Annotated in this window: 27 protein-coding genes; 1 reads left to right on the plus strand and 26 read right to left on the minus strand. The window is 44.5% G+C overall.

Going from position 1 to position 26271, the window contains the following annotated elements:
- Window positions 1-229: 229 nt before the first annotated feature.
- The 26 genes from prc to yceD form a co-directional block, all read right to left on the minus strand.
- Window positions 230-2269: a carboxy terminal-processing peptidase gene (prc, locus tag DXX93_RS11730; protein WP_116008254.1), complete on the minus strand. Its 2040-nt coding sequence runs from the start codon at window positions 2267-2269 to the stop codon at window positions 230-232.
- Window positions 2270-2284: 15 nt separating this feature from the next.
- The gene (proQ, locus tag DXX93_RS11735; RefSeq protein WP_116008255.1) at window positions 2285-2926 is read right to left on the minus strand and encodes an RNA chaperone ProQ; all 642 of its coding nucleotides are present in this window, start codon (window positions 2924-2926) and stop codon (window positions 2285-2287) included.
- 20 nt (window positions 2927-2946) lie between these two features.
- A complete protein-coding gene (locus tag DXX93_RS11740) occupies window positions 2947-3228 on the minus strand; it encodes a hypothetical protein (protein WP_116008256.1) in 282 nt (93 codons plus the stop codon).
- Window positions 3228-3689: a GAF domain-containing protein gene (locus tag DXX93_RS11745; protein ID WP_116008257.1), complete on the minus strand. Its 462-nt coding sequence runs from the start codon at window positions 3687-3689 to the stop codon at window positions 3228-3230. Before DXX93_RS11745 ends, DXX93_RS11740 begins: the two co-directional genes overlap by 1 nt.
- Before the next feature lie 84 nt (window positions 3690-3773).
- On the minus strand, window positions 3774-4556 hold the full coding sequence (locus DXX93_RS11750) for an SIMPL domain-containing protein (protein WP_181902208.1): 783 nt from the start codon (window positions 4554-4556) through the stop codon (window positions 3774-3776).
- Between the two features lie 8 nt (window positions 4557-4564).
- Entirely contained in the window at window positions 4565-5200 is a 636-nt protein-coding gene (locus DXX93_RS11755) for a DUF2057 family protein (RefSeq protein WP_116008259.1), read from the minus strand.
- Window positions 5201-5281: 81 nt separating this feature from the next.
- Window positions 5282-6460, minus strand: a complete 1179-nt coding sequence (prpF, locus tag DXX93_RS11760; protein ID WP_116009935.1) for a 2-methylaconitate cis-trans isomerase PrpF — start codon at window positions 6458-6460, stop codon at window positions 5282-5284.
- 5 nt (window positions 6461-6465) lie between these two features.
- The gene (gene acnD, locus DXX93_RS11765; protein WP_116008260.1) at window positions 6466-9174 is read right to left on the minus strand and encodes a Fe/S-dependent 2-methylisocitrate dehydratase AcnD; all 2709 of its coding nucleotides are present in this window, start codon (window positions 9172-9174) and stop codon (window positions 6466-6468) included.
- Window positions 9175-9372: 198 nt separating this feature from the next.
- A complete protein-coding gene (prpC, locus tag DXX93_RS11770) occupies window positions 9373-10500 on the minus strand; it encodes a bifunctional 2-methylcitrate synthase/citrate synthase (RefSeq protein WP_116009936.1) in 1128 nt (375 codons plus the stop codon).
- 136 nt (window positions 10501-10636) lie between these two features.
- Window positions 10637-11515 carry a methylisocitrate lyase gene (gene prpB / locus DXX93_RS11775; protein ID WP_220347603.1) on the minus strand — a complete coding sequence of 293 codons (879 nt, stop codon included), beginning with the start codon at window positions 11513-11515 and terminating at the stop codon, window positions 10637-10639.
- A 26-nt stretch (window positions 11516-11541) separates the two neighbouring features.
- On the minus strand, window positions 11542-12258 hold the full coding sequence (locus DXX93_RS11780) for a GntR family transcriptional regulator (RefSeq protein ID WP_116008262.1): 717 nt from the start codon (window positions 12256-12258) through the stop codon (window positions 11542-11544).
- Window positions 12259-12465: 207 nt separating this feature from the next.
- Complete coding sequence (locus DXX93_RS11785) at window positions 12466-13695, minus strand: nucleoside recognition domain-containing protein (protein WP_116008263.1); 1230 nt, start codon at window positions 13693-13695, stop codon at window positions 12466-12468.
- A gap of 796 nt (window positions 13696-14491) precedes the next feature.
- Window positions 14492-15259, minus strand: coding sequence for a TatD family hydrolase (locus DXX93_RS11790; protein WP_116008264.1), 768 nt, complete (start codon window positions 15257-15259; stop codon window positions 14492-14494).
- 19 nt (window positions 15260-15278) lie between these two features.
- Window positions 15279-15605: a PilZ domain-containing protein gene (locus tag DXX93_RS11795; protein WP_116008265.1), complete on the minus strand. Its 327-nt coding sequence runs from the start codon at window positions 15603-15605 to the stop codon at window positions 15279-15281.
- Window positions 15598-16614 (minus strand): DNA polymerase III subunit, encoded by a 1017-nt coding sequence (locus tag DXX93_RS11800; protein ID WP_181902209.1) that lies wholly within the window; start codon window positions 16612-16614, stop codon window positions 15598-15600. The genes DXX93_RS11795 and DXX93_RS11800 overlap by 8 nt, the downstream gene beginning before the upstream one ends.
- Complete coding sequence (tmk, locus tag DXX93_RS11805; protein WP_116008267.1) at window positions 16607-17230, minus strand: dTMP kinase; 624 nt, start codon at window positions 17228-17230, stop codon at window positions 16607-16609. The genes DXX93_RS11800 and tmk overlap by 8 nt, the downstream gene beginning before the upstream one ends.
- Window positions 17230-18237 carry an endolytic transglycosylase MltG gene (mltG, locus tag DXX93_RS11810; RefSeq protein ID WP_116008268.1) on the minus strand — a complete coding sequence of 336 codons (1008 nt, stop codon included), beginning with the start codon at window positions 18235-18237 and terminating at the stop codon, window positions 17230-17232. Before mltG ends, tmk begins: the two co-directional genes overlap by 1 nt.
- Window positions 18234-19082, minus strand: coding sequence for an aminodeoxychorismate lyase (pabC, locus tag DXX93_RS11815; protein WP_116008269.1), 849 nt, complete (start codon window positions 19080-19082; stop codon window positions 18234-18236). Before pabC ends, mltG begins: the two co-directional genes overlap by 4 nt.
- 205 nt (window positions 19083-19287) lie before the next feature.
- The gene (gene fabF / locus DXX93_RS11820) at window positions 19288-20532 is read right to left on the minus strand and encodes a beta-ketoacyl-ACP synthase II (RefSeq protein ID WP_116008270.1); all 1245 of its coding nucleotides are present in this window, start codon (window positions 20530-20532) and stop codon (window positions 19288-19290) included.
- Window positions 20533-20680: 148 nt separating this feature from the next.
- A complete protein-coding gene (acpP, locus tag DXX93_RS11825; RefSeq protein WP_116000470.1) occupies window positions 20681-20914 on the minus strand; it encodes an acyl carrier protein in 234 nt (77 codons plus the stop codon).
- A 166-nt stretch (window positions 20915-21080) separates the two neighbouring features.
- A complete protein-coding gene (gene fabG / locus DXX93_RS11830; protein WP_116008271.1) occupies window positions 21081-21815 on the minus strand; it encodes a 3-oxoacyl-ACP reductase FabG in 735 nt (244 codons plus the stop codon).
- 22 nt (window positions 21816-21837) lie between these two features.
- Window positions 21838-22767 (minus strand): ACP S-malonyltransferase, encoded by a 930-nt coding sequence (fabD, locus tag DXX93_RS11835; RefSeq protein WP_116008272.1) that lies wholly within the window; start codon window positions 22765-22767, stop codon window positions 21838-21840.
- A 26-nt stretch (window positions 22768-22793) separates the two neighbouring features.
- Entirely contained in the window at window positions 22794-23753 is a 960-nt protein-coding gene (locus tag DXX93_RS11840; protein WP_116008273.1) for a beta-ketoacyl-ACP synthase III, read from the minus strand.
- A 3-nt stretch (window positions 23754-23756) separates the two neighbouring features.
- Window positions 23757-24788 carry a phosphate acyltransferase PlsX gene (gene plsX, locus DXX93_RS11845; protein ID WP_116008274.1) on the minus strand — a complete coding sequence of 344 codons (1032 nt, stop codon included), beginning with the start codon at window positions 24786-24788 and terminating at the stop codon, window positions 23757-23759.
- A gap of 24 nt (window positions 24789-24812) precedes the next feature.
- Window positions 24813-24983 carry a 50S ribosomal protein L32 gene (rpmF, locus tag DXX93_RS11850; protein ID WP_116000475.1) on the minus strand — a complete coding sequence of 57 codons (171 nt, stop codon included), beginning with the start codon at window positions 24981-24983 and terminating at the stop codon, window positions 24813-24815.
- Between the two features lie 38 nt (window positions 24984-25021).
- Entirely contained in the window at window positions 25022-25534 is a 513-nt protein-coding gene (gene yceD / locus DXX93_RS11855; RefSeq protein ID WP_116008275.1) for a 23S rRNA accumulation protein YceD, read from the minus strand.
- 125 nt (window positions 25535-25659) lie between these two features.
- Between yceD and DXX93_RS11860 the strand changes: the two genes are divergently transcribed.
- Window positions 25660-26259 carry a Maf family protein gene (locus DXX93_RS11860; protein ID WP_309545408.1) on the plus strand — a complete coding sequence of 200 codons (600 nt, stop codon included), beginning with the start codon at window positions 25660-25662 and terminating at the stop codon, window positions 26257-26259.
- The last annotated feature ends 12 nt before the right edge of the window (window positions 26260-26271 follow it).

Genomic DNA, 26271 nt, shown 5'->3' on the forward strand with positions numbered 1-26271 from the left:
TCGCCGGGGCGGCGAGATGTATTAATCTGCCTAGACTAGTCAGTGACTGCAAGACATTTATTAAAGCAATTATACTAAAAATTGTTTGGTGGGATAGTCTCTTGGCAATAACTATTCGCTTTTACTGTATAAAAATCTAAACAGACTCTTGTTAAACGCACAGTTATTTGGCCATAAAAAAACCACCTAAGTAATTGTTAGGTGGTTTTGTATGTTGTCCGAATTGAGACTAAGGTGTGACTTTATTCTTGGCCACTTTGCCTAGTGCAACCAAATCGTAAGTTATTTTCGCCGCTTCATCTAAAAACGGATCAATTTCGTCTAACTCATCCGGCAAATCATCTAAATCTTCGACTGTTTTCAAGCCGAGAATAACCAGACGTTCATTGGCTCTAGCCAACTGCTTTGCTTTGCGCTCTTCGCGCTTCTCTTTCCGCGCGGCAAGGTTGAGCGATATTGATTTGTCGTCTTTTTCTTGTTTATATTCTTCGATATCTTTGAGCAGGTAATTAAACTCTGCATTTGCCTTGATACGCTCTTGGTGTAGTGAATCGAGGTAACTCACATCGGTCGCAATATCGTCCAATTGACGGTATTTTGCTTTCGCGATTTGATCCCAAGGTAAGGCATTTTCTTCTTTACTCTCGCCCCACTCTGCTGGGTCAATTGCAGATGGGAATAAAATATCTGGGGTCACGCCACGGTGCTGGGTTGAGCCACCATTAATGCGGTAAAACTTGGCAATCGTAAATTGAATGCTGCCAAATGGCTTTTCGAACAAGTCATACACTCGGCCTAAACCGCGATGTTGTTGCACAGTGCCTTTACCAAAAGTTTGCTCACCAACGATAACACCGCGACCATAATCTTGAATTGCCGCCGAGAAAATTTCACTCGCTGATGCACTGTAGCGATCGACCATCACAGTCAATGGGCCATCGTAATAACTAAAGCCATCGCGATCGCTGTTAACTTGTACTCGATTTGCACCGTCTCGCACTTGCACGACAGGGCCTTTATCAATAAATAAGCCCGTCAACAAGGTTGCTTCAGTCAGTGAACCACCGCCATTGCCGCGTAGGTCGACAATCACCCCTTCAACCTTTTCGTCCTTGAGCTTTTGCAGCTCTTTTTTAACGTCGCGAGACAAGTTGTTGTAAAAGCTTGGAATGGTAATAACACCAAGCTTCTTACCGGTTTGCTCTAAATCGTGTTCGTAATAAACCTCTGATTTTGCTGCTCGGTCTTCAAGCTTAATTTTATCGCGCACAATTGAAACGATTTTGATATTGGAAGAGTCATCTGACTCGCCAGACAGTACTTGCAAGCGCACATTACTGCCTTTTGGTCCTTTGATCAGGTCGACGACATCATCTAATCGCCAGCCAATGACGTCAACAAACTCATCTTGGTCTTGCGCCACACCAACGATGCGATCTTTGGGCTTGAGTGCGTTTGATTTATCGGCCGGACCGCCATTTACGATGCTTTGGATAACCGTGTAATCCTCTTCGGCTCTCAGCACGGCGCCTATGCCTTCAAGCGACAGATTCATTTCCATTTGGAAACGCTCTGCATTACGCGGTGATAAATAAGAAGTATGCGGCTCTACCACTCGCGCGAAGCTGTTCATCACAATCTGAAAAACATCTTCGCTTTCACTTTGTTTTAAGCGGCGAATGGCATAGCGATAGCGCTTACCTAAAATCTCTTGAACTTTTTCCCACTCTTTGCCTGCTAGCGTCAAGTTAAGGGCATCGTATTTGACCTTTTGACGCCATAACTCGTTGAGCTCTGCCAGTGACTGTGGTTGCTCGGCATCTTCTCGGTCGTACTCATAAACTTCGTCAACCGTAAAATCGAAGGGTTTTTCCAACAAGGTCAACGCATATTCGTAACGCTCTAATCGACGTTGGAGATTCAAGTTGTAAATCTCGTAAGCGATATCGAGTTTGCCACGAGCGATCACTTGATCAAAGTCATCGCGGTACTTGGCAAACTTTTCAATATCTGAGGCTAAGAATACATTCTTAGCATAATCGAGCTGTTTTAAGTAGCGGTCGAAAATCTGCTCAGAGAGCAGATCATCAACTTTAATTTGTTTGTAATGGGCACGGGTAAATTGTGCCGTAATGCGCTTACTGGCTGTAGCGTGCTGGCTTTCAGGTTTTAACGTTGGAAGAGCGTCAGGTTCTTGAACCTTTTCTGCTAAAACATTGGCTGAAAATGCTAGCGATATGGCAAGTGCGATACGACAAAATTTTTGCATGCCAGTTACCTCGTATTATTCGGAGAAAATATTTTGAATGTGAGTTTTAATCACCATTCCTGAGTCAAGTTGAACACTAATATCATCACCAGCTACTTCAGTAATTGTTGCGTTCATTGGTGCTTTACCAATTTGTACCTTCACTTGCTGATTGACCTTAATTGTAGTTGATTCTACAGGCTTTAGCTCAACCGCTGGTTTTGGTGCACGCTTAGGTGATGATTTTACCGTTTTAAACTTCTGTTGACGTTTGTTGTCACCAGCAGGTTTTGCGTTGTGCTTATTAGCCTTATAAGGTTTTTTATCCTTATTGTCTTGCTGTTTTTTGTTAGCAAATTTATCTTGGCTTTCTTTTAGCGTTTTCGCCGCATATTCTGCTTGCGCTTCATCAATAGCTTCAGCGTTGTTGCCAGCCAAATCAACACGGTGACTGCCAACTTTAATGGCCTTTAGGTAGCGCCAGCTGCTGGTGTAATGACGTAGTGCTTGACGCAAGCGAGTTTTACTCACTGTTTCGTCTTCACTAAGCTGCTCAGCTAAATCTTGGAAAATGCCAATTTTTAACGGCTTAGCAGCACCTTCAATGCTAAAGCATGCAGGAAATTTTTCCGCTAAATAGGCAATAATTTCTTTGCTGCTAGTTCTTTTCGTTTCCATAATACAACTTATATACTTAATTACTGTTGAATATACTGATCTCGGTTTGCCAAAACATGCCGACACCAATCATAAATATCTTCCATATCTAATTCAGGAAGTGCTTCTTGCGGTATCCAGGTTTCCCACACCAGCTCTAATATGGCGATTAGCTCCTCTGGAGCAATATCTTCTTCAGCCATATCATACAGCGTGTGGTAGATTTCATTAATACGTTCTGCGACGAGCTCTTCTTCGCCGTCCCAATCGCCAACAACAGCCTCTGAAACCAGGTAATCGTGAATAACGATAAATTCTTTCATTAACCCGCTACTTGTTGTTCTAACAATTGAACGATAGCTTCTAAACCAACTTGGTCGGCTTCGTCAAAACGGTCATATTCGATACTGTCGATATCAAGCACAGCGACAATTTCACCGTCGATTTTTACTGGAATAACAATTTCCGAGTTACTCGCAGCGTCACAAGCGATATGGCCGTCAAAAGCGTGAACATCAGCAATTCGCTGGGTTTGTGCACTAGCTGCAGCTGTACCACAGACACCTTTGCCCATTGGAATTCGAATACAAGCAACTTTACCTTGGAAAGGGCCTAATACTAAACCGTCACCTTCGCGACGATAAAAACCAGCCCAATTGACGTATTCTAAAGATTCAAACAATAAAGCGCTGATGTTAGCCATATTGGCGATTAAATCGCGTTCGCCGTCAATAATTGCTGCAACTTGTTGGTGCAACTGCTGATAAAAAGCTGATTTATCCATCTACTCTTATAACACCGTTGAAAAAGCGCTAAAGATACCTTGATAACGCTTCAAATTAAAGTGTTTATCGCGTTGCAACGCCATTTAGTTGCTTTTAAGCCCAAATGTAACCGTTACTTCTGCCGTTATTTGATCTGTACCGGAATAGCTCTTGGCTTTTCGCGCCATATCGAAAGATTCTGCTGCCATCATCACTTGGCCCGGCGCGCGATACGCATGCTCACTCAGCGATTTAACGGCGCCAAGTGTTACTCCTAAATTACTGGCCAAACGCTGTGCTTTCGCCTTGGCATTAGCAACGGCTCTAGACAGTGCCTGCTGATAAAGTTTGTCTGCGTTCCTTATTCCACTTTGTACAGGTGAAATTCGCGTAACGCCAATTTTCAGCGCCTTATCCAATAATTTTTCGTAATCTTGAACATCAGATAATTGCACTGATACTTGGCGACGAATGTCAAAAGCAATATCAGATTTGGCCTTATTGGGCTTATTAACACTGATTGCCACCGCGCTTTCACGCTCATTAACATCGTCTTCAATATAAACGCGGTGTGGGTGATTGTCTTGGCGAGGGTAAATAGGCACGAGTTGCAAATTGGTTGAGGTAATATGCTCATCTTCAACGCCCATAGCTTTAATAGCGCGAGTTAAGAGCTGGGTTTGTTGGTCTATCTTCGCTTTTGCTTTAGTAATAATGCGCGTGCGTTGTTCAAGCGTGAGTACAACGGTAAATTGATCTGGGGCTTGCTCTAGCGTCGCTTTGCCGACGACGGTAATGCCATTTTCAACGTTTGCCAAAGCAACTGTTGAACTCAATGTTAGCGCCATCGCCCAAATCCCTCGTAGCGTACCTCGAAACATACTCATCATTATCCTTATAGGTTGTTTTGCTTGCGAAACGCCGCCTTTTCTTGCGCACTCGCTTGGTGCCACCAATAATTTAGCATTTCAAGTGCGCGCGATGCACGAGTTTCTTGGTTACTTTTTGTGTTTATTTCTTGGTTAGCAGATACAGGTGCATCTAATACCGACTGATATTGCTGCTGCTCAAACTCTGCTAGGGCAAAAGTGCTGTAGTCCACCGTTTGTTGCCCTTTACTCGATAACACTAACTTGGGCTTCTTCGCATATGCTCTTGCTTGTTTTTCAGCGTGGTGTTGCGGTTTTTCAATATAAATATCGGCCGCCTGTTTATTGATGACAAGTACCTGATGATCAGAGCGAATAGTGACATGGCCATCGCCATCTTCTTCTTCGAAAAGCTCTTTATAGCGATACAAAATAACGTGTCGCCCAGTTGATAGGGGGATCACATGTTCGGTATCAAAAAAGCCACTGCGGTATTTCTCGCCGTTGACTTTAAGCACTTCGTACTCTTCTGGGAAAATAACATTTTTCGCCAATGTGGTTGAGGCAAAAAGTGACAGGAGTAAGAACAAGGCAATTGTTGTAACCGCAGTTACGGCTTTTTTACTCAGAGAGAATAGAGCAGTGAAGGCAGCAGATGTCATATCAATTTCAGTGAAAAATAAATAGTGTGCGTTTATTCTAGAAAATCAGCTCGCAAAGAAAAAGCGCTATTCAGCGCTTTTTTAAAAACTATCCGCAGGAATCGCCACTCGCCCCTCCATTAAAAGACGCGCACTGCGACTCATTATGGCCTTTTCGACTCGCCACTGCCCGTCTTGGTTAACTGCCCTAGCCCCGACTTTTAACGTGCCAGAAGGGTGACCAAAAATAACCGCCTCGCGCTTACCACCACCTGCCGCTATATTGACCAAAGTGCCCGGGATTGCGCTGGCACAAGCAATGGCCACAGCCGCAGTCCCCATCATGGCATGGTGCAACTTGCCCATAGACAAGGCTCTAACATTAATATCTATGTCTGTTGCAGCCACTTCTTTACCGCTGGAAGCAATATAACCACTGGCTGGCGCAACAAACGCAACCTTGGGTGTATGTTGCCGTGTTTTCGCTTCATCGGGATGGCTTATTAGCCCCATTTGCAATGCACCTGCTGTGCGTATCTGCTCAAAGAAGGCTAATTTTTCCGGTGAGCTATTAATGTCATCTTGTAGTTCTGTACCTTGGTAGCCAATGTCCTGTGCATTTATGAATATCGTGGGTATCCCAGCGTTAATCAGGGTAGCAGGCAAGGTTCCTTGGTTGGGTATTTCTAGGTGATCAACGAGATTTCCTGTGGGGAACATCACTTCGTTAGGGTCGACCGGTTCAATAAACTCAACTGGTACCTCAGCTGCGGGGAATGTCACCCCATCAAGTTCAAAGTCGCCGGTTTCTTGTACTTCACCGTTTGCAATCGGCACTTGAGCGACAATAGTTTTCCCAATATTTTGCTGCCAGATTCGCACCGTGCAGACGCCATTTTCGGGAATTTTCGCAGTATCAACTAGGCCTGACATAATAGCAAACGAGCCAACTGCTGCGGTTAAATTACCGCAGTTACCAGACCAATCGACAAAGGGCCTGTCTATCGCCACTTGCCCAAACAAGTAATCAACATCGTGATCAGCTTGACTGGATTTTGCCACAATAACCGTTTTCGAAGTACTGGATGTGGCGCCTCCCATGCCATCGGTTTGCTTACCGTAAGGATCTGGCGAGCCAATAACTCTAAGCAGCATGTTATCGCGTGCCTCTCCCGCAACCTGACAAGCTCGAGGTAAATCCATCAAGCTAAAAAACACGCCTTTAGAAGTGCCACCACGCATATAGGTAGCAGGAATTTTTATTTGTGGTGCTCTACTCATCAATTTCAACCTCGTTCGCTTTCAAGGCCAGTCGTCGCTAGGAAGTCTTGGGCAAACTTTTGCAATACACCACCTGCGGCGTGCACGACCACTTCTTCCGCCGTATCCAACCGACATTTGACTGGAATTTTAACTTGCTCGCCAGCACTCTCGCCTTGTTGACGCGTCATCACTACTGTCATCGCGCCGCCCGGCGATGTTGTGCCTTTGACGCCAAAGGTTTCGCTGCCGTCAATTTGGTAGGTTTTACGCGTGTCGCCATTTATAAATTCAAGCGGCAACACCCCCATGCCAATTAAGTTCGTGCGATGAATACGCTCAAAGCCTTCGGCGACAATCACTTCAACACCTGCCAAGCGAACCCCTTTGGCCGCCCAGTCACGCGATGAACCTTGCCCGTAATCAGCACCAGCAATAATGCACAGTGGTTGCTTACGTGTCATATAAGTTTCTATCGCTTCCCACATTCGCATTTGCACCCCTTCTGGCTCAACACGTGCTAGCGAGCCTTGCACTAGCTCGCCGCTGTTATCGCGGCACATTTCGTTGAACAATTTAGGGTTAGCAAATGTTGCACGCTGCGCCGTGAGGTGGTCGCCGCGATGAGTAGCATAGGAGTTAAAGTCTTCTTCTGGTAACCCCATCTTCGCCAAGTATTCACCTGCGGCTGAGCTTGCCAATATCGCATTAGACGGTGAAAGGTGATCGGTCGTGATGTTATCCCCCAATACCGCCAATGGTCGCATACCTGTCATGGTACGCTTGCCAGCTAAGGCGCCATCGCCTTCTGTCGCCCAGTATGGCGGCCGGCGAATATAAGTGGACATTTCGCGCCACGCATACAGTGGATCAGTCGATGAATTGGGGGCGTCGCCAAAATCAACTTGTAAATCTATGTCTGGGCTAAAGGCTTTATCTCGATTAATCTCTTTACCTCTAGCAAACATGGGCTCGTAAATCTTTTTAAATTGCTCAGGTTTTACTGCGGCATCGACAATGGCATCAATTTCTTCATCACTTGGCCAAATGTCTTTAAGCGTTATCGGCTGACCATTGTTATCAACACCAAGTGCATCTTGTTCGATGTCAAAGCGAACAGTACCTGCAATCGCATAGGCCACGACAAGTGGTGGAGACGCCAAAAAGGCTTGTTTTGCATAAGGGTGAATGCGGCCATCAAAATTACGATTGCCCGATAGTACTGCCGTTGCGTACAAATCACGGTCAATGACTTCTTGTTGAATGTTGGGATCAAGCGCCCCTGACATACCATTACACGTGGTACAAGCGTAGGCGACAATACCAAAGCCTAATTGTTCAAGCTCTGATAATAACCCTGCTTCTTCAAGATAAAGCTTGGCGACTTTTGAACCCGGTGCAAATGATGTTTTCACCCAAGGTTTACGCACTAAGCCCAATGCATTGGCGCGCTTAGCCACTAACCCCGCTGCGACCACATTACGTGGGTTTGAGGTATTGGTACACGAAGTAATCGCGGCAATAATACAAGCGCCATCTGGCATATGACCTTGCCAATTATCCAGCTCTGGTGATTGCCACTGCCCTGCGATACCCTGCTCTTGCAAAGCTGACGTTGGCAAACGGCGATGCGGATTGGAAGGGCCAGCCATATTGCGCGTTACGCTGGATAAATCAAATGTTAAAACGCGCTCGTATTCGGCATTTGCCAGATCATCCGCCCACAACCCTGTGGTTTTAGCGTACGTTTCAACTAAAGCCACTTGCTCTGGCTCTCGGCCGGTAATGGTCAAGTAGTCTAGCGTTTGTTGATCGATATAGAACATGCCTGCCGATGCGCCATATTCCGGGGTCATATTAGAAATTGTTGCCCGATCGCCAATGGTTAAACTGGCAGCCCCTTCACCGAAAAATTCAAGGTAGCTGGAAACCACTTTCTCATTTCGCAAAAATTCAGTGATCGCCAAGACAATATCGGTTGCCGTGATCCCACTCTGGCGCTTACCCACTAGCTTAACACCAACAATATCCGGTAAACGCATCATCGAAGGTCGACCAAGCATCACAGTTTCTGCTTCAAGGCCACCAACGCCAATGGCAATAACCCCCAAAGCATCAACATGAGGAGTATGCGAATCTGTCCCTACACAAGTATCAGGGAATGCAACACCGTCTCGCGCTTGCACAACTGGCGACATCTTTTCTAGGTTGATTTGATGCATGATGCCATTACCCGCGGGGATCACATCAACATTCTCAAATGCCGTTTTTGTCCACTCAATAAAGTGGAACCTGTCTTCGTTTCGTCTGTCTTCAATGGCGCGGTTTTTTTCAAATGCCTCTGGTTCAAAGCCTCCGTGTTCAACCGCTAACGAGTGGTCAACGATCAGTTGGGTTGGCACGACAGGGTTGACCTTCGCAGGATCACCACCTTGCTCTGCAATTGCGTCACGCAGGCCAGCAAGGTCTACTAACGCTGTTTGCCCTAAAATATCGTGACAAACCACGCGCGCGGGATACCAAGGAAAGTCTAAATCACGCTTGTTACCAATGATTTGCTGCAACGCAGCCGTCAGGTTTTCGGGCTCACAACGGCGCACCAATTGCTCTGCCAATACGCGCGATGTATAAGGTAATTTTTGATAACTACCCGGTTCAATATCTTCAATTGCTTGGCGGGTATCGAAATAATCTAGCTGAGTACCAGCCAGTAGCTTACGGTAATTTGTATTCATGATCTGATAACTTGTGCTCTAATAGCTGGAAAGTGATTAGAAAATATAAAGGCTAATTAACGGTAAATCCTGAGATTACAGCCTCAATCTGTGATCTAGCCGTTGCGGTGAAGTTTACTTGGGGAATACTCGTATCGCTGACTATATGAGTATTCCCAGCTGTTTTGCTGGTAAGCAACCAATGTAAACTAGCCGCTGCTACCTGTTTTCAATCGCAACATAGTCACGCGCGTCTGAGCCTGTATAGTCAGCCGAGGGCCTAATGATGCGATTGTTCGCGCGTTGCTCCATGGCATGTGCTGTCCAGCCAGCAACGCGAGAACACACAAAAATTGGCGTAAATAGCTTAGTGGGAATCCCCATAAAGTTGTATGCCGAGGCATGGAAGAAATCGGCATTACAAAAGAGTTTTTTCTCACGCCACATCACTGCTTCACAACGCTCAGAGACATCGTATAAACGCGTATCACCAACCTGCTCTGCTAGCTTTTTCGACCACTCTTTGATGATGGCGTTGCGCGGATCAGACTCGCGATATACCGCATGGCCAAAGCCCATGATTTTTTCTTTGCGCTCAAGCATCCCCATAATATTGGCTTCGGCTTCGTCAGCGCTTTGCCAATTTTCAATCATCTCCATTGCCGCTTCGTTGGCACCACCATGTAATGGGCCACGCAACGAACCAATAGCGCCAGTAACAACCGAGTGAATGTCAGATAAGGTTGACGCACAAACACGACCGGTAAAAGTAGACGCGTTAAATTCATGCTCTGCATATAGCACCAGTGACGCATGCATAACATCAACATGCAAAGGCTCAGGCTTTTTGTTGTGAAGTGTCCAAAGGAACTGTTCAGCAATAGAATCGGCATCGGTTTCTACATCAACGCGAATCCCCTTGTGGCTGTAGTTATACCAGTAATTAATTAACCCCGGAAAAACCGCTAGCATGCGATCCATATGATCAAGCTGGTCGGAAAAGTCACTTGCTTCAGTTTCCAAATTTCCAAGCATCGAGCAACCAGTGCGCATCACGTCCATTGGATGGGCATTTTTAGGAATATTCTCAAGCACAGTTTTTAAGGCATCAGGCAGTGCGCGCATGCCTTTTAAACGCGATTTATAAGCGGTTAACTCTGCTTGGTTAGGAAGCTTGCCGTAAAGCAACAAATAGGCGACTTCTTCAAACTGTGCATGAGCGGCAAGATCTTTAATGTCGTAGCCACGGTAAGTTAATCCAGAGCCAGTCTTACCGACGGTACACAAGGCGGTTTCGCCTGCGCTTTGCCCACGTAATCCTGCGCCACCGAGTTTCTTATCAACCATTTCACTTTCCTCCATAAATTCACTTGTTGTTTGCTACTCAGCGCCATTGTCTTATTGCATGATTCGCTTGCAGCTTATAATTTGTATTGACTAACTTTTGCCATTTGTTTGAGCAACGTGTTTTACTCGCTGAGCGTTATTTATTTTTCCCTTCAGCGAACAAAGAATCTAATTTTTGCTCATACTCGTGATAGCCTAAGTAATCGTATAATTCCATTCGGGTTTGCATATTGTCGATTTGCGCCGTTTGGTCGCCGTCAGCCAATATCGTTTTATACACCGACTCAGCGGCTTTATTCATCGCTCTAAACGCCGATAGCGGGTATAGCACCATGGCACAACCCCATTCGCCTAATTGCGCTTTATTCCACAGATCGGTTTTACCAAATTCGGTAATATTCGCTAAAATTGGCACATCGAGCGCCTCAGCAAAGGCGCGGTAATGTTCTTGGGTTTGCACGGCTTCTGCAAAAATACCATCAGCCCCCGCGGCAACATAAGCTTTAGCACGTTCCAGTGCCTTTTCTAGCCCTTCTTGTGCAAAAGCATCGGTGCGCGCCATGATAAAAAAATCATCGTCAGTACGCGCATCCACTGCCGCTTTAATGCGGTCGACCATTTCTTCGGTAGAAACAATTTCTTTATTTGGTCGATGACCACAGCGCTTTTGTGCAACCTGATCTTCAATATGCACCGCCGCCGCGCCAGCTTTTTCCATGTCGCGAATAGTTTTTGCAATGTTAAATGCGCCGCCCCACCCCGTATCAATATCAACCATTAACGGTAAGTTTGATGCCGAGGTAATACGCTGCACGTCAGCGATAACATCATTGAGCGAAGTCATGCCCAAATCCGGTAACCCATAGGAAGCATTAGCCACGCCACCGCCTGATAGATAAATGGCTTGGTGGCCCAATTGCTCTGCCATCATAGCGCAGTAGGCGTTGATAGTGCCGACAATCTGTAGCGGTTTATTGTTGGCAAGTGCAAGCCGAAATTTAGCTCCTGCTGACATAGGTTTTGACATAAAACTGCCCCTTATTATCCTGTTGTAGTGTCTGTAATTAGCGAGTGCTCAACTGATGCCAGCTGCGCAATTTTGTTTTCAATATTTTTTCGCGATGCAGCAATATGTCGACGCATTAACATTTCCGCCAGCTCGCCATCGCGATCGGCTATCGCTTCAATAATGCGTGAATGCTCATCAAATGCTTTACTTGCCCTTGGACTATTCATGCCGAACTGGCAGCGATACATGCGCAACAAATAGTAAAGCTGCCCACATAACAAATTGATGAGCTGTTGATTGTGGCTACCTAGGATGACTTTATAGTGAAAGTCGAGATCACCTTCTTCTTGGTAATAGGCAACGCCATCTTGCAATGCCTTTGCTTTAGCATGCTCAGCCAACATGGCTTTCATTGCCGAGATTTCTTGCTCTGACATGTTCGCAGCGGCTTGACGGCATGCCATCCCCTCAAGAGCTTCACGAGTGATATATAAATCAAGCAACCCTTCGATAGTACAGTCAACAACTTTGGAGCCAACGTTAGCTCTGCGCTCGATAAGGTGACACTTTTCAAGACGGTTTAATGCTTCGCGCAACGTCGCGCGGGAAATTTGATATTGCTTGGCTAACTCAGGCTCACTAATTTTAGTTCCTGCGCCAATCTCGCCACTGACAATGGCTTGTTGTAGTTGTACAAACACTTTATCAGCCGTCGTAATAGGAATAAATTCGGTAGGATTGTTTGACATTAAATTGTCGACAATTAATTAACCATGGCTCCAGTATAGCGCCAGAAAATCAAAGTTCAACTAAGCAGAAGAAATATTGTCGACAATTTCAATGTTTGATTGATAAGTTTCGCTCGCAGCTTAATCGTTAAGGCCGTTATTGAGGCTAGTCAGCAGCAAACTCTTCGTCCCCAATAACGTAAACCCTATTTTAGGCTAAAGAATACCTTAGCCAAAAAACCAGTAACAAACGCAGATGGCAGCAAACATACCAGCAAAGTCAGCAATTAGCCCACAGGTTACCGCATGGCGGGTGTAGCGTATGCCAACCGAGCCAAAGTAAACGGCCAGCACATAGAAAGTCGTTTCTGTAGAGCCTTGCATAATTGAAGCAAGACGCCCGGCAAATGAGTCGGCTCCATAAGTGTTCATGGTTTCAATCATCATGGCGCGAGAGCCAGAGCCACTGAGTGGTTTCATTAACGCGGTTGGCATGGCGTCAACAAAGGCGGTGTCAAATCCTGCAGAAGCGACGAGATAACGAAAAGTGTCGACAATTAAGGTCAGCGCGCCACTTGCGCGTAAAACGCCGATGGCAACCAACATGGCAAGCAAATAAGGAATTAACTTAATACTAGTTTCAAAACCTTCTTTCGCACCACTAATAAAGGCGTCATAAACGTTCACTTTGCGCCACATCGCCGCCGAGATAAACGCGATCATGGTAAAGAAGATAAGAGAATTGCCTAAAATAGATGATTGCTGCGCTAGCGCTTCACTACTTAACTGGGCGAAATAGATAATTAACGCCATCAACAATGCTGCGCCGGCACTAAAGTAAAGCAAAATGATTTTTTGCATCAACTGAATTTTCTGTTTGTAAGCAACGGCTAGTAAGCCAGCAAAGCTGGAAGCAAATGTCGCGAGCAAAATAGGAATAAAGACATCCGTTGGGCTGGCCGCTCCTTGCTGGGCGCGATAAACAAACACAGCGATAGGAAACAAGGTTACCGAACTGGTGTTGAGCACCAAAAACAAGATTTGTGCATCGGTTGCTGTGTCTTTTTTGGGGTTTAGCGTTTGCAAATCCTGCATTGCTTTCAAACCTAGAGGCGTTGCCGCGTTGTCTAACCCTAAAAAATTAGCCGACAAGTTCATGGTCATCGATCCCATTGCCGGATGGCCTTTGGGGACTTGCGGCATTAATTTTTGAAACAAGGGCGATATGATTAATGCAATGCGGTTAATGACGCCCGCTTGCTCTGCAACTTTCATCATGCCAAGCCAAAAACTGAGAATACCGATCAACCCTATGGCTATCTCGACGGTAACTTTCGACATGTCGAAAATACTGTTAATAACAGCCGAGAAAATATCGCCATTGCCAAGGAAAAACCACTGGTATAAAGAAGAAAATAAAGCGAGAAAAAAGAAGCTGTTCCAGATTTTATTTAACACAAGTTATTCTTATTGTAACGTTGTAAACGTGAATATGATGGCATAGGTATTGGCAACACTGCTAGCCCAACTAACGAATCAAGTGCTCAAGACTTCCTTTTTGGGCACTTGAGGCGAGCTTATGTGCTGCTAACAACTTCTTTTACTGTTGGTAAAGTGTGAGCAACCCGTATAAAAGCTAGGGATAAGCTGTGACTTTCAATGTAGGCTGTTATATTTTTTATATTAATTTCAATTAGATAAAAAATATTCTTATTTTTCTAGCAAAGCGAAAAGTTTGCACTACAATTAACTAATACTGTCCACTTTTTGTACATTATTCTTGTTTGTTATTTACTGATATTTAAATAACGAATAGCAAATAATTATCAGATCGTTAACAGTGGTATTTGAATGCTCGCAACATTTTTACAGCAAGTTTTATTGATAAACCAAGCGATTGGTGCACCAAATGATAGAGGAAACAAGTATTTTGGCAAGAAACTAAGCTTATTGGAAAAATCGCTTATTGGAAAACTAAATTAAGAAGGTTAATTTAATAAAACGCGAAACAAGTTAATTAGCGCACGGCTCAACTCCTTTTGAGCCATTCCCCTGGAACCCGAAATCGCTGTTTATTTCGGGTCCTTTTTTATCTGCCCTTCACAATTGAAACGCAGACCTGTAAGCAAAAAACACTTACCACTTCATACTTCACATTTAACATCTATAACTTAACAGCTGTAATTTAACACCTGAAAACAAGCGAAAGCGCGCCAATAAAAAATCACTGCTTACTTGAGTGCTATTCTAAGCTTTATAAATCAAATAACTGATTAAAGTTCTGGGTTGATTGCACTGCGATATCTTCAACTGAGCAGCCACGAATACTCGCAAGGTGTTTAGCCACCTCAACAACATAAGCCGGTTGATTTTGCTTACCACGATGCGGTACTGGCGCTAAATAAGGAGAGTCGGTTTCAATTAAGAAGCGATCAGCGGGAACTTGCTTAGCCACTTCCCTCAGTTCATGAGCATTTTTAAAGGTAACAATACCGGAAAACGAAATATAAAACCCCAAATCAATGGCTTGTTTGGCCATTTCCCAGTTTTCCGTAAAGCAGTGTAAAATACCGCCAACGTCTTGCCCATGCTCGCTGCGCAGTAGGTCGATGGTATCTTTGCGCGCATCACGTGTGTGAATTATCAGTGGTTTTTTCACATTGCGAGCAACTTGGATATGTTTAACAAAGGCATCTAGTTGCAGCTCTTTGGTTTCTGGCGCGTAATAGTAATCCAAACCGGTTTCACCAATGGCGATCACCTTTTCGGTTGCCGAAAGCTGCTCAAGTTGGTCAATGGAGGTCACTTGTTCTTGGTTTAATGGATGCACACCACAAGATAAATAGACGTTATCAAAAGGGCGTGTTTTCTCCACCATTGACGGGAATTCTTCGAGCGTAACGCTCACACATAACATTTTTTCGACACCAACAGCAGTTGCGGAAGAAACAACATTAGCAATGCTTTGGTTAAAGCCAGACAGATCGAGACGATCTAAATGACAGTGGGAATCAATATACAAAATACACCTAATAATTAAATTACATGGTTAACGTTGGCTCTGAGGAATTGAGATGACGAGCAATCATCTTCTCAATTTGTGCACGCACATTTTCAGTATCTTCGATAAAGCTCACGCCGATACCTGGTGGCGTACCATTTTGCGCGCCAACTGGCGTTAACCAACAAATAACACCTTTAACGCGAGATGTCTCTAGCGAATCAGGCAACAATACATCTAGCTCAATTTCCGTGCCTAACTCAAAATACTCTGGTGTTCTGACAAACAAGCCACCATTTTTTAAAAATGGCATATACGACTGATATAAATCGCGCTCTGTTAAGAACTCCATATACAAGCTATCCATTTACCCTCTCTTTTTCGCTAACAATTTCTTTTATTGTCAGAGCAAGTTGCTGCACTAATTGCTCTTGATTGCTTTGTTGATAGTCAAGAGACCGTTTGTTAGCCGACAATATTACCTGAAAAATACGCATCAGCGTATTCCTATTCACCTTGCTGGCAGCTTGCCAGTTAATTTGGGGACTGTGAGGCGCTTGCCACTGGTGGCTAACCCGCATTAACGTTGAAATAATACGCTCTAGCCAAATAAGCGCTCGATCATTGCCCAACAATGCTTGCTCGAACACTTGATAGGGTGTGTCGAGTGTTAAAAACCCGATCGTTGCCGCAGCAAATGCTTCATAAGCTTGCTGCTGCTCAATTTGCTGTAACTCTGGCAGATACGTGGTATTGGCATAAGGTTGTAACGCACCTTCTTGACCAAACTGCTCTGCCAACAGCGGGCGCAAAGACACTAGCTGACAACGGCTTAAAATCGTTGGTAATAAGCTCTCGGTATTATTGGTTGTTAACACCAATATATTCCCTAGCGTTGGCTCTTCCAGCGTTTTTAACAAAGCATTGGCCGCTGCAACAGTGAGTAATTCAACCTGCTTGATGACCACCACTTTCTGCGTGGCAATCTGCGGCCGAGTCTCTAAAAATCGTGTCACCGCCCGAATAGCGTCAACACTTATAGCCTTATCACCTTCGTCGATGGTTAATAAATCGGGAAAGCTTTGGCTAGCAATTAATTTACAATGTTTACAGAAGCCACATGATTCGATGACTGCTTTATTACTAGCCTGATGGTTAATATGAGCGCTAAGGTCATTGGCAAGGTTATCCGAATTGCTGTTAAGACATGCTAAGCGCGTGGCCAACCAGTTTGCTAACGTCCCTTTACCCGCCCCCGCTTCGCCATGAATCAAGAGTGCATGAGGTAACCGCTTGTTGTGTAATTGCTGAACGAGTAACTGCTTGTGCTGAGTTAGCCAAGCATATGTTGAGCTCATGCCTTTGATGTTAGCCAACAAATTGCTCCAATGCCTGCTTAATGTCTTGATGCACCTTTGCCATTTCTTGGCTGGCATCAATCGATACTATGGTGTTGTCTGCTGCGGTAAGTGCTTGGTATTTGGCGTGCACTCGTTCGAAGAAGTCCATCTGCTCTAGTTCAATACGATCAAGCGCACCACGCGCCCGCGCCCTGGCTAAGCCAATACTCGGCGCAATGTCTAAGTATAAGGTCAGATCTGGTTTAAAGCCCTTTAGCGTTACATCCGCGATAGTATTCATGACCTCATCACCAATTTGACGGCCTCCTCCTTGATAAGCACGCGATGATAAATCGTGGCGATCACCTATCACCCAAGTACCTTGGCTAAGGGCTGGCTGAATCACATTGGCCAACAGCTGACTACGGCTGGCATACATTAACAGTAATTCGGTTTCTTGCGTAATTGTTTCCTGATGATCTGCAGATTTAACGATATCTCGCAATTGCTCGGCGAGCTGAGTACCACCTGGCTCTCTAGTTTGAATAAAGTTGATTTGCTGTGCGCGTAAAAAATCGGTAATAACATGAATAGCAGATGACTTACCTGCCCCTTCCATGCCTTCAACGACAATAAACTTACCTGATGTCATTAAGACTTTCCTAACTGATATTTTCTAACTGCTTGATTATGTTCAGTTAACGTTTTTGAAAATTGGTGGCTGCCGTTGCCCTTACTGACAAAATACAAGTAATCACTTTGCTCTGGATTTAACGCTGCTTTAATGGCAGACAATCCTGGCATGGCTATTGGCGTTGGTGGCAAGCCGTTTATGCGATAAGTATTATACGCGGTTTTCTCTCTCAAGTGAGCACGTGTAATGTCCCCTTGATAGCGCTCCCCCAACCCATAAATAACCGTAGGGTCGGTTTGCAACCGCATCTTTTTTCTTAAACGATTAACAAACACTGAGGCTATTCGCTGTTGCTCGCTCACCAGCCCAGTCTCTTTTTCAATAATTGACGCCATGATAAGTGCTTGATATGGCGTTTGATAAGGTAAGTTAGGCGCTCTTTGTTGCCACTCTGTAGCTAATGTCACGCTCATTCGTTGATGGGCGCGCTTTAACAGTTCAACATCTTTAGTACCTACGGTAAACGCGTATGTATCGGGAAAAAACCACCCCTCTGGCTGCTCAATGTTCAAGCCAAGTTGTTCAACCAGCACTTCCAGCTTGATCGATGCGTCACTGGCTTCAATCATAGGATTATTTTGTAGCTGCACCAGCCACTCTTTGAGGGTAGTTCCTTCGATAAAGGTGATTTGCGCTTGGTATTCTTTACCTTGTGAAATCTTGTCGATTAGCGACATCAAGGTATCTTCTGACGTGACTTGGTAAGTGCCCGTTTTTAATGCAGCACGCTCAGGATTTAAACGCGCGTAATTCCTCAACCAAAAACGGTTGGCAATTAACTTTTGTTCCACCAGTGACTGAGAAAACCTATGCATGGTTTCCCCTGTCGATATAGTGATTAGCTGCGTTTTTTCGATATTTAATGACGTGTTCATGGCGTTCGACATTTGCTGCCAGCCAATGATACCTAGCGCTAACATGAGCGTTGCTAACAGCAACATGCATAGTGCTAACTTTTTGATCATAACTTGAACTCTCCTTGTAACTGGCTGACGGGCGTTATATTCAATGCAGTGCCTGAAAATTCATAAACAGGCGCAATACCCAGCACAGAATTACAAACTAACATACTCTCAACTGTGTTGGCAGCTAAGGTGCTTTGCTCAACAATCTCTATTGCGTATCGATTACTTCCGTTAAGTTTTTGAATAAGCTGCTGCCTTGCCAAACCATCGACACCTGACATACCTAGGCTCGGTGTATGCCAAGTTTCTCGGGACGTTGCATTATGGTGATTATTGTTACCTTTGGGTAACCAAAAAACATTACCAGCAGTCACCTCAACAATATTGCCCAGACAGTTACTGACGAGTAAATCGTCTTCGTCTCGTGCGTCTAGCTCTCTGCGTACCATGACTTGCTCCAATCGATTTAGGTGTTTGATGCCCGCCAGCATGGGATTGACACCTAACCTTGTTTTAGCGATGCCAAGGCGTATACCGTGTTGTTGCCACGCCTTATAATGAGCTGGGTAGTCATGTATCGAAATAACGGCTTTTCCTTTCTCACAGCCGACACGTGAGTAGCCACGGCCGCCCTCGCCTGCAGATATCAATACCTTTAGCACAGCGAGCGAATATCCACTTGCTAATGCTTCAAGGCGCTGCTGTAAGCCTGTTAAATCAACATCAATTGCCAGTGTATTAACGCCATTGATAAGGCGTTCAAGGTGAGCGGCTAAGTTGTCAACTTTACCATTGGTTATCTTAGCGGTGGTAAACAGCCCATCGCCATACGCGAATGCACGGTCGCTAACATTGATGCTTGGAGTTTGAGCTTGCTGAAATACTTCGACGTGATGGTGTGACATGTGAGAAAGCCATGTAAAACTACATGCAGATAATAAAAAAAGCCTGAATAGGTAAAGTATTCAGGCTTAATAGATTGATAGCAAGCAAAATTTATCTACAGCTCAACATGTAGTGCTGATTATATGGTTACAACACACCATTTAAGTCAAAATCAGCCCCAGCTTTTTTACTGGTTTTTCGCTTACTTTTAGTTCACTTTCCTAGCTAACTTTCTTGGTTTATTCTCTTAAACAAGAGTGAACCATTTGTGCCGCCGAAACCAAACGAATTACAAAGTGCGTATTCTAAGTCAACATCACGAGCGCCGTCGCTAATGTAATCTAAATCACAACCTTCGCTTGGATTTTCCAAGTTAATAGTCGGCGGCACTTTGCCGTTCGCAAGTGCTTGAATAGTGAAAATCGCTTCCACCGAACCTGCTGCGCCTAATAAATGGCCGGTCATTGATTTCGTAGAGCCGACCATTAACTGGTAGGCATGATCACCGAACACTGATTTTACCGCATTGGTTTCTGCAATATCACCCGCCGGTGTTGACGTACCATGAGCATTAATATAACCAATTTTAGTGATATCAACGCCTGCATCTTTGATGGCATTTTGCATCGCCGCTGCTGCGCCTTCACCATCAGCAGGTGGTGAAGTCATGTGGTGCGCGTCACCACTCATACCAAAGCCAACAAGCTCTGCGTAGATTTTCGCACCACGTGCTTTCGCATGTTCATACTCTTCTAGCATGATCACGCCTGCGCCATCACCTAGGACGAAACCGTCACGGTCTTGATCCCATGGACGAGAAGCCTTTTCAGGATCGTCATTGCGAGTCGATAATGCACGTGCCGCACCAAAGCCCCCCATACCTAACGGTGTTGAAGCTTTTTCGGCGCCACCTGCTACCATGGCATCAGCATCACCGTAAGCAATCATTCGCGCAGCATGGCCAATATTGTGAACACCACTCGTACAGGCAGTCACAATAGAAATATTTGGCCCTTTCAATCCGTATTGAATAGACAAGTGGCCAGCAATCATATTAATGATGGTCGCGGGTACAAAAAACGGTGACAACCTGCGTGGGCTGCTTTTCAATAATTTTTCGTGGTTCTCTTCAATTAAGCCTAAACCGCCAATCCCTGAGCCTACTGCAACGCCAATTCGAGCAGCATTTTCATCTGTCACGTCAATGCCAGAGTCTTTAATCGCTTGAATACCTGCGGCTACGCCGTATTGGATAAACAAGTCCATTTTTTTGGCTTCTTTTTTTGGCATATAGTCTTCAACATTGAAGTCTTTAACCAAACCAGCAAACTTAGTTGGATAGTCTGTAGTATCAAAGTGCTCAATCATGCCAATACCGCTTTTGCCAGCAAGTAAAGCATCGAACGTTTGTTCAGGTGAGTTGCCCAGTGGGCTTAACATACCAAGACCGGTAACTACAACACGTCGCATAGGAAGAGTTGCCTCCGATAGAATAGATTTTAGATAGGTAATTATAGTTCGTTATAGCCCTGTATTTTTACTTCTTTTGAATGCGAGCAATAACGAGTTGATGTTGGTAGAAAGTAATCAGGCGGTGTAAAACCGCCTGACTATATAATTACTGGTTAGCTGTTACGTAATCGATTGCAGCTTGAACAGTAGTGATCTTCTCTGCTTCTTCGTCAGGGATCTCTGTGTCAAACTCTTCTTCTAACGCCATAACTAATTCAACAGTGTCAAGTGAGTCAGCACCTAAGTCGTCAACGAAAGAAGCTTCATTCGTTACTTCGTCTTCGCTTACACCCAGTTGTTCAACTGTAATTTTTTTTACGCGTTCTTCGATAGTACTCATTTTTTTTCCTTTACTAAAATATGCAATTTTGCAAATTGCGTGTAGTGTATTCGCCAAAAGTTATCCATGCAAGCAACTAATTTTAGTTTTTCTTCTGGTCTAACCTGCTGGCCTGTATATATTTATATCAATTTTTAAACAATTAACAAGTGGACTAACCGCAAGGTTAGACCATGTACATGCCACCGTTGACATGAATTGTTTCACCTGTGATGTAGGCGGCAGCGTCTGACGCTAAGAAGGCAACCGTACTGGCGATTTCTTCAGGCTTACCCAATCGATTAGCGGGCACCTGCGAGAAAATACCTTCTTTTTGCTCGTCTGTTAACGTTTGCGTCATATCGGTATCAATAAACCCGGGCGCTACCGTGTTAACCGTAATGCCGCGTGAAGCGACTTCTCTAGCTAGTGATTTAGTAAAGCCCAAAAGACCTGCTTTGGCCGTTGCATAGTTCACTTGACCAGCGTTCCCCATAGTCCCAACCACAGAGCCGATATTAATAATTCGACCACAACGGTTTTTCATCATTGGGCGCAATACAGTTTTACTTAATTTAAATACAGATGACAAATTAGTCTCGATAATATCGTCCCATTCGTCAGCTTTCATGCGCATGATCAAATTGTCACGTGTAATGCCGGCATTATTAACCAGAATATCGATAGCACCATGGTTCGACTTAATCGTCTCAAACAGTGCAGCGATTGAGTCATCATTGGTCACATTTAATACCAAACCATGACCAGTGCCCAAATACTCACTAATTTTTTCTGCACCGTGCTCAGATGTCGCCGTACCGATAACTGTTGCACCAAGTGCTTTTAACTGGCTGGCAATCGCTTTGCCAATACCACGGCTTGCACCAGTAACTAGCGCAATTTTACCTTCTAAAGAAAACATATCTTATCCACTGTAATAATGGCTAAAGCGACTTTGCTTTAGCCAATGTGTCATTATCATTAACCGCTGTGCAAGTTAATGCTTTATTAATGCGTTTTGTTAAGCCTTGTAGTACTTTACCAGGGCCTACTTCCAATAAATTTTCGACATTTTGGCTTGCTAAAAACGCTACAGACTCAGTCCAGCGAACTGGACTGTATAATTGACGAATTAATGCGTCTTTGATCGCTTCACCACTGCTTTCTAGCGCTACATCAACGTTATTCACGACCGGAATACTCGGTTCATTAAAAGTGATCTCTTCAAGCACTTTAGCAAGTTGCTCTGCTGCTGGTTTCATCAATGCACAGTGTGAAGGAACACTGACAGGCAATGGCAATACGCGTTTAGCACCCGCTTCTTTGCACAATTCAGAGGCTCTTGCGACAGCTTCACTGTTGCCCGCAATCACAACTTGGCCCGGCGAATTAAAGTTTACCGCCGAAACGACTTGATCCTGCGCGGCTTGTTGACACGCGTCGACAATTGCATCATCAGCCAAACCAATTACAGCCGCCATTGCACCAACGCCATCAGGCACTGCCGCTTGCATAAACTCACCGCGTTTCTCAACTAAGGTGACGGCATCAGCTAATGACAATACGCCTGCACAAACTAACGCGGAATATTCACCTAAGCTGTGGCCAGCTAAATAAGCTGGTGACAAGTCGCTTTCAGCCTGTAAAACGCGCCATAGCGCAACGCTTGAGGTTAACAGTGCTGGCTGAGTATAGTTAGTTGAATTTAGTTGCTCAGCTGGTCCTTGCGCAACCAGTTGCCACACATCATAACCAAGCGCGTCTGACGCTTCTTTAAAAGTTGCCTGAACAACTTCGTGGTCGGCGAAATCGCTAAGCATGCCAACCGCTTGTGATCCCTGTCCAGGAAAAACAAACGCTAAAATATTTTGCATTTTTCTACCTAATATAATGTTGTTTATTAGTATTTAATGAGTGCAGAGCCCCAGGTAAAACCACTACCAAAGGCTTCTAGTAATAAAGTTTGACCGCGCTGAATACGACCATCTCTAACGGCCTCGTCGAGCGCTGTTGGAATAGTCGCCGCCGAGGTGTTGCCGTATTTGTCTAACGTGACAACAACCTGATCCATCGGCATATTCAATTTTTTCGCGGTTGCTTTGATGATGCGTAAATTCGCTTGATGAGGCACCAACCAATCGATATCTGACTTGTCAAGGTTATTGGCCGCTAGGGTTTCCTTCACAATCTCGCTAAGTTTTGTCACCGCGAATTTAAACACTTCATTACCTTTCATATAAAGATAAGCCTGTGTTTCAGTCATTGGTAAACCGCGTTTTGGCGAGTCAGCCCCCAGTAATGCACCATAATTGCCATCAGCGTGAAGGTGAGTTGACAACACCCCTGGCTGTTCAGAAGCTGCAAGTACCACAGCACCGGCACCATCACCAAATAGAATAATCGTGCTGCGATCTGAAGGATCACATAAATGCGAGAGAACATCGCCACCAATTAGCAGGATGCGTTTTGCCATACCCGATTTGATGTATTGATCTGCAACACTTAATGCATAAATAAAACCTGAACACGCTGCTGCCACATCAAAAGCAGGAATATGAGGAATATCTAAGTGTTTTTGCACATAACAGGCTGCACTGGGCAAATCGGCATGAGAGCTGGTGGTGGCAACGATGATCATGTCAATGTCAGCATATTCAATGCCCGCCATCTCAATCGCCGCTTTCGCCGCTTGTGCACCCATAAAGCCAACATTTTCCTCCTCAGAAGCAATGCGACGCTCTTTGATGCCAGTGCGCTCGGTTATCCACTCATCTGTGGTATCTACGAGTTTTTCGAGATCTTTGTTTGATCTAACTTGTGAAGGAAAATAACTGCCTGTGCCAACAATTTTTGCATACATATATTATTTAGGGCCTTGTAATAATTCTTGTTCCAACGTGTTTTTTATTTTTTCAGGAACTTGCCTTTCTACTTCTTTTACTGCTTCTAATATGGCGGTAAAAAGTGCTTTTGAATTAGCATTACCGTGGCTTTTGACGACAATGCCCCGCAATCCTATCAGACTTGCCCCGTTGTACTGGTCGGGGTTCAAGGATTTAAACAGTTTTTTTAACGTTGGGGCCAAAAACTGCCCTAATATTTTGGTCACAACGTTTTTGTCAAACACTTCTTTAACTTTTTCAAAGACTAAATTAGCGACACCTTCACAAGTTTTCAATGCGACGTTGCCAACAAAACCATCACAAACAATCACATCGGCCTTGTTATTAAAAATGTCGTTACCTTCGATAAAGCCAACGTAATTAATATCAGGATTCTCGGCGAGTTGTGCCGCCGCAAGTTTGATATGGTCACTGCCTTTAATATCTTCTTTACCCATATTAAGTAACGCCACTCTAGGCTTACTAATGCCATCGACCTGCTCAGCCATTACCGCGCCCATCACGCCGAACTGGTATAAAACATTGGCGTCACAAAACACATTTGCGCCAAGGTCGAGCATGAAGACGTGTTGTTCAGGTTGGCTAGTGGGAAGTGCAGAGATCAGTGCTGGGCGCTCAACGCCAGGCAAGGTTTTGAGAATTAAATGTGCGGTAGCAAATAAGGCACCGGTATTACCTGCGCTGACACAAGCATGAGCTTTGCCTTCATTGACGAGGTCAATCGCTTTACGCAGTGATGAATCTTTTTTGGTGCGCATCGCCGACAATGGCTTTTCGCACATAGTCACAACTTGTGTGGTATGAAATATCGAAATTTGTGGGTGATTAAGCGCGTTTTGGCGCTTTAGATGTTCTTGAATGGTGTCTTTGTCGCCACACAAGATAAGCGATAATTGAGGTAAGTGCTCAACCGCCAACTTTGCTGCCGCGATCGAAACAAGGGGGCCTTTATCGCCCCCCATTACATCTAACGCTATGGTTAGATTCTTCAAAGCTGGTTTCGCTAAGTCGTTTGACTATTTAGCGATAACTTTAACACCTTTGTAGAAACCGTCAGCTGTCACGTGGTGACGACGGTGAGTTTCACCAGATACTGGATCTACTGATAAGTTTTCTGCGGTTAACGCGTCGTGTGAACGGCGCATGCCACGTCTTGAACGAGACTTTTTGCTCTTTTGAACTGCCATAGCCTAACTCCTAAAATCGGTTGCTAACTAAAATATAACTACTTGAGTTGTTTCAATACGTCAAATGGATTTGGCTTATCAAGCTCTTCAGGCAATTCGCCCCATGTTGTATCGGCTTCGCCTTTACAGTCATCGAGTTCATGCCGTGGAATTAATGGAATCGCAAGTAATAACTCGTCTTCCACTAACTCTCGCAAGTTAACTTCACCATTTTCATCTAATTCTATTGCGTCATAATATGACGGCAAATCTGCAGCACCTTCTGCATTTTTTACCGGACTAAACTGGAAATCAATTTCCAGAGTATGCGCTAATTCGTCATTACAACGTTGGCATATCAGCCCTACTGATGCCGAGCCTTTGCCTGATATTACTACTAGGCCAAGTTCATCCACATCAAATTGAAAACTAACGTCGATTTCCTCAGCTGTGTTTTCACACGAGTCGATTAATCGGTTCATTTCCGTTAACTGAAATATCCCACTACACTCAAGTCTTCGTTGAGCGCTTTTGTAAGGATCTATCGTTACTGGTAGCTTTAGGTTCTGCATAGGGCGCGAATAATAAAGGGCTGACCCGCATGTGTCAAAAGAATTTTATGGTTTTTCTTTAATTTTCGAGAATCAAACCAATATCAAGGATAACCTTGTTTAAACTCTGATTAAAAACTGTATAAATTATGAGAAAAATTGTTCTGGGCTCTACTTCTCTTTATCGAAAAGCCTTGCTGGAAAAACTCAACCTATCCTTTGACTGCATTAAGCCAAAAGTTGATGAAACACCGCTGTTAAATGAATCCCCCAAAGCCTTAGTTGCCCGCTTGGCAGAAGCTAAAGCACGAGCGGCAGGAGCAAGTGTCACTGATGCATTAGTTATTGGCTCTGATCAAGTCGCTGTCCATCAGGGAGAAATTCTTGGTAAACCTCATACCGTTGAGAATGCCATTAAACAATTAACCCGTTTTAGTGGCCACTCCGTGACCTTTTTAACGGGGCTATGTGTTTTCGACAGCCGAACAGGTGAATCAAAAACAGTTGTTGAACCCTTTACCGTGCACTTTAGAGCGTTAAGCCAGCACGCTATCAGTAATTATGTGCGCGCTGAAATGCCGTTAAATTGCGCGGGTAGCTTTAAAAGTGAAGGATTGGGTATTTGTTTATTTGAAAAACTGGCAGGTGATGACCCCAATAGCTTAATTGGCCTGCCATTAATTCAGCTAACCAAGCTATTTAAGCACTTTGGCGTTGATGTGCTTGACGAGCAGCCAAGACAATAGCGGCGAATTATT

The organism is Thalassotalea euphylliae, from assembly GCF_003390335.1.
Taxonomy (GTDB): Bacteria; Pseudomonadota; Gammaproteobacteria; order Enterobacterales; family Alteromonadaceae; genus Thalassotalea_F; species Thalassotalea_F euphylliae_B.

What these genes read in the sequence shown, in the direction of transcription:
- prc (WP_116008254.1), bottom strand. Translation starts at nt 2,269, where the DNA reads ATGCAAAAATTTTGTCGTATCGCACTTGCCATATCGCTAGCATTTTCA.
- proQ (WP_116008255.1), bottom strand. Translation starts at nt 2,926, where the DNA reads ATGGAAACGAAAAGAACTAGCAGCAAAGAAATTATTGCCTATTTAGCG.
- DXX93_RS11740 (WP_116008256.1), bottom strand. Translation starts at nt 3,228, where the DNA reads ATGAAAGAATTTATCGTTATTCACGATTACCTGGTTTCAGAGGCTGTT.
- DXX93_RS11745 (WP_116008257.1), bottom strand. Translation starts at nt 3,689, where the DNA reads ATGGATAAATCAGCTTTTTATCAGCAGTTGCACCAACAAGTTGCAGCA.
- DXX93_RS11750 (WP_181902208.1), bottom strand. Translation starts at nt 4,556, where the DNA reads ATGAGTATGTTTCGAGGTACGCTACGAGGGATTTGGGCGATGGCGCTA.
- DXX93_RS11755 (WP_116008259.1), bottom strand. Translation starts at nt 5,200, where the DNA reads ATGACATCTGCTGCCTTCACTGCTCTATTCTCTCTGAGTAAAAAAGCC.
- prpF (WP_116009935.1), bottom strand. Translation starts at nt 6,460, where the DNA reads ATGAGTAGAGCACCACAAATAAAAATTCCTGCTACCTATATGCGTGGT.
- acnD (WP_116008260.1), bottom strand. Translation starts at nt 9,174, where the DNA reads ATGAATACAAATTACCGTAAGCTACTGGCTGGTACTCAGCTAGATTAT.
- prpC (WP_116009936.1), bottom strand. Translation starts at nt 10,500, where the DNA reads ATGGTTGATAAGAAACTCGGTGGCGCAGGATTACGTGGGCAAAGCGCA.
- prpB (WP_220347603.1), bottom strand. Translation starts at nt 11,515, where the DNA reads ATGTCAGCAGGAGCTAAATTTCGGCTTGCACTTGCCAACAATAAACCG.
- DXX93_RS11780 (WP_116008262.1), bottom strand. Translation starts at nt 12,258, where the DNA reads ATGTCAAACAATCCTACCGAATTTATTCCTATTACGACGGCTGATAAA.
- DXX93_RS11795 (WP_116008265.1), bottom strand. Translation starts at nt 15,605, where the DNA reads ATGGATAGCTTGTATATGGAGTTCTTAACAGAGCGCGATTTATATCAG.
- tmk (WP_116008267.1), bottom strand. Translation starts at nt 17,230, where the DNA reads ATGACATCAGGTAAGTTTATTGTCGTTGAAGGCATGGAAGGGGCAGGT.
- mltG (WP_116008268.1), bottom strand. Translation starts at nt 18,237, where the DNA reads ATGATCAAAAAGTTAGCACTATGCATGTTGCTGTTAGCAACGCTCATG.
- pabC (WP_116008269.1), bottom strand. Translation starts at nt 19,082, where the DNA reads ATGTCACACCATCACGTCGAAGTATTTCAGCAAGCTCAAACTCCAAGC.
- fabF (WP_116008270.1), bottom strand. Translation starts at nt 20,532, where the DNA reads ATGCGACGTGTTGTAGTTACCGGTCTTGGTATGTTAAGCCCACTGGGC.
- acpP (WP_116000470.1), bottom strand. Translation starts at nt 20,914, where the DNA reads ATGAGTACTATCGAAGAACGCGTAAAAAAAATTACAGTTGAACAACTG.
- fabG (WP_116008271.1), bottom strand. Translation starts at nt 21,815, where the DNA reads ATGTTTTCTTTAGAAGGTAAAATTGCGCTAGTTACTGGTGCAAGCCGT.
- fabD (WP_116008272.1), bottom strand. Translation starts at nt 22,767, where the DNA reads ATGCAAAATATTTTAGCGTTTGTTTTTCCTGGACAGGGATCACAAGCG.
- DXX93_RS11840 (WP_116008273.1), bottom strand. Translation starts at nt 23,753, where the DNA reads ATGTATGCAAAAATTGTTGGCACAGGCAGTTATTTTCCTTCACAAGTT.
- rpmF (WP_116000475.1), bottom strand. Translation starts at nt 24,983, where the DNA reads ATGGCAGTTCAAAAGAGCAAAAAGTCTCGTTCAAGACGTGGCATGCGC.
- yceD (WP_116008275.1), bottom strand. Translation starts at nt 25,534, where the DNA reads ATGCAGAACCTAAAGCTACCAGTAACGATAGATCCTTACAAAAGCGCT.